Origin of the sequence: Roseburia sp. AF12-17LB (genome assembly GCF_003479605.1) — a bacterium.
In the GTDB taxonomy this organism is placed as follows: domain Bacteria; phylum Bacillota; class Clostridia; order Lachnospirales; family Lachnospiraceae; genus Roseburia_C; species Roseburia_C amylophila.
In genome coordinates, this window is record NZ_QUHR01000027.1 from 1 (window position 1) to 3,555 (window position 3,555).

Annotated in this window: 2 rRNA genes; both read right to left on the bottom strand. The window is 50.0% G+C overall.

From position 1 onward, the window contains the following. Position 1: 1 nt before the first annotated feature. Positions 2–2,898, bottom strand: a 23S ribosomal RNA gene (locus DWV68_RS14215). A 334-nt stretch (positions 2,899–3,232) separates the two neighbouring features. Further along, positions 3,233–3,350 (bottom strand): 5S ribosomal RNA (gene rrf, locus DWV68_RS14220). Positions 3,351–3,555: the final 205 nt, after the last annotated feature.

A 3,555-nucleotide genomic window follows, 5' to 3' on the forward strand; every position in this document is an offset into this window, starting at 1 on the left:
TTTGGTCAAGCCCTCGACCGATTAGTAACAGTCAGCTCCACACGTTACCGTGCTTCCACCTCTGCCCTATCTACCTGATACTCTTTCAGGGGTCTTACTGTCTTATAGACAGGGACATCTCATCTTGGGGGGGGCTTCACGCTTAGATGCCTTCAGCGTTTATCCCTTCCGGACTTGGCTACCCAGCTATGGATTTGGTATCCAGCTGATGCACCAGTGGTCCGTCCAGCCCGGTCCTCTCGTACTAAGGCCAGCTCCCCTCAGATATCCTACGCCCGCGCCGGATAGGGACCGAACTGTCTCACGACGTTCTGAACCCAGCTCGCGTACCGCTTTAATGGGCGAACAGCCCAACCCTTGGGACCTGCTACAGCCCCAGGATGCGATGAGCCGACATCGAGGTGCCAAACCACTCCGTCGATGTGAACTCTTGGGAGTGATAAGCCTGTTATCCCCAGGGTAGCTTTTATCCGTTGAGCGATGGCAATCCCACTTTATGCCACCGGATCACTAAGTCCTACTTTCGTACCTGCTCCACCCGTCGGTGTCGCAGTCAAGCTCCCTTCTGCCTTTGCACTCTTTAAATGGTTTCCGACCATTCTGAGGGAACCTTTGAGCGCCTCCGATACCCTTTCGGAGGCGACCGCCCCAGTCAAACTCCCCGCCTGGCATTGTCCCACCGCTGGTTCACAGCGGCTGGTTAGAAACCCAATACTGCAAGGGTGGTATCCCAACAGCGACTCTGTTAAGACTGGCGTCCTAACTTCTTCGTCTCCCACCTATCCTGTACATGCAGTACCGAATCCCAGTACCAAACTGGAGTAAAGCTCCATGGGGTCTTTCCGTCCTGGCGCGGGTAACCAGCATCTTCACTGGTACTTCAATTTCACCGGATGTATTGTCGAGACAGTGCTCAAATCATTACGCCTTTCGTGCGGGTCGGAACTTACCCGACAAGGAATTTCGCTACCTTAGGACCGTTATAGTTACGGCCGCCGTTTACTGGGGCTTAAATTCAAAGCTTCGCTTGCGCTAACCTCTCCTCTTAACCTTCCAGCACCGGGCAGGCGTCAGCCCATATACTTCACCTTTCGGTTTTGCATAGACCTGTGTTTTTGCTAAACAGTTGCTTGAGCCTATTCTCTGCGGCCTGATTTCTCAGGCACCCCTTCTCCCGAAGTTACGGGGTCATTTTGCCGAGTTCCTTAACAATACTTCTTCCGTCGGCCTTAGGATTCTCTCCTCATCCACCTGTGTCGGTTTACGGTACGGGCACATATGGCACAATAGCGGCTTTTCTCGGCAGCCGGTCCGCATGCTTCGCTACTCTAGTTCGCTCCACATCACAGCAAGGACTTTCGTGTGCGGATTTGCCAGCACACCATCCCCTCTGCTTGTACCAGTCTTTCCATTCCTGGCTCATGCTTTCCTTCTGCGTCCCCACAGTTCTGACCATATGTGGTACAGGAATCTAAACCTGTTGTCCATCGGATACGCCTCTCGGCCTCTCCTTAGGTCCCGACTTACCCAGGGCAGATCAGCTTTACCCTGGAATCCTTGGATATTCGGCCGGAAGGATTCTCACCTTCCTCTCGCTACTCATTCCGGCATTCTCTCTTCTTATCCCTCCACTGCTCCTTATCGGTACAGCTTCGTCGGTCTTAAGAATGCTCCTCTACCAATCATACTAGGTATGATTCCACAGCTTCGGTGTTGTGTTTCAGCCCCGGACATTTTCGGCGCAGGGACTCTCGACTAGTGAGCTGTTACGCACTCTTTGAATGAATGGCTGCTTCTGAGCCAACATCCTAGTTGTCTTTGAATCCCCACATCCTTTTCCACTTAACACACACTTTGGGACCTTAGCTGGTGGTCTGGGCTCTTTCCCTTTTGACTGTCCAACTTATCTCGTACAGTCTGACTCCCGTTCATCATCTTAATGGCATTCGGAGTTTGATATTCTTTGGTAAGCTTTGACGCCCCCGCGGAAATTCAGTGCTCTACCTCCACAAGACTAAAACGAGGCTAGCCCTAAAGCTATTTCGAGGAGAACCAGCTATCTCCGGGTTCGATTGGAATTTCTCCCCTATCCACACCTCATCCCCACCCTTTTCAACGGATGTGGGTTCGGTCCTCCAACGCCTTTTACGGCATCTTCAACCTGGACATGGATAGATCACCCGGTTTCGGGTCTACTCCTACTGACTATAACCGCCCTATTAAGACTTGGTTTCCCTTCGGCTCCGGACCTTAAGTCCTTAACCTCGCCAGTAAGCGTAACTCGCCGGACCGTTCTACAAAAAGTACGCGGTCGCACATATAAAGTGCTTCCACAGCTTGTAAACACAGGGTTTCAGGTTCTCTTTCACTCCCCTCCCGGGGTCCTTTTCACCTTTCCTTCACAGTACTATGCGCTATCGGTCACTAAGTAGTATTTAGCCTTACGGGGTGGTCCCCGCTTATTCCATCAAGGTTTCTCGTGTCTCGATGTACTCTGGATACCGCCATGTCAGCTCTTCTTTCGCTTACGGGACTTTCACCCTCTCTGGTCTGCTTTCCCAAAACAGTTCTGCTGGAATTGCTGAATCAATTATGCGGTCCGAACCCCGGAATGCACGCACTCCGGTTTGGGCTCTTTCCATTTCGCTCGCCGCTACTTTGGAAATCGATTTTTCTTTCTCTTCCTCCGGCTACTTAGATGTTTCAGTTCACCGGGTTCCCTTCCATACGTTATGGATTGGCGTATGGATACATGAGGTATTCTCATGTGGGTTTCCCCATTCAGACATTCACGGATCAATGGATATTTGCTCCTCCCCGTGACTTTTCGCAGCTTATCACGTCTTTCATCGGCTCTTAGTGCCAAGGCATCCACCCTGCGCTCTTCTTCGCTTGACCTTGCTTCCTGTCATCTATAGCGTTAGTGACAGGCGTCTTTTGCGTTTTCACGCTTGTGTTTGTTGATTCTTTTGAATCGGTTTGTTTCTCGGATGTCTTGATATCTTAGGTCTATCATTTCTAAAATGATAGTCTTTTCATCAATTCTGTATGAAGTTTTCAAGGTACGTTTTTCTGACTGTTTTACCAGTCATTAGAAAACTCAATCTTTTGAATCCTCTAATCACGGGTAAAAACCCTGTATCTTAACAGCACTTCCCTGCTGATATAGGTTAGCATCCTTCGGATGCCCGTTTTATGTTGAAAACAGCATAGCTGTTGTTTTCTTTTTTTAATCTGGCAGCCACCTACTCTCCCATGCCGTCTCCAGCGTAGTACCATCGGCCGCTTAGGTCTTAACCATCGTGTTCGGGATGTGGACGGGTGTTTCCCCTAAGCGCATCGCCACCAGAAGCATTGAACACTTAGCGAGGTTCTTTCGAGCTTAGTGCGAAAGCTGTTCTCTGAGATTAGTAAGAACAAGCTTTAGCGCTGTTCGAACTTAGCGAAGAGAACTTCCTCTCTTGTGTTGTTATCTTTGATAACTCAACAGCGAAATAATCTCTACTCGATTTCCTTAGAAAGGAGGTGATCCAGCCGCACCTTCCGATACGGCTA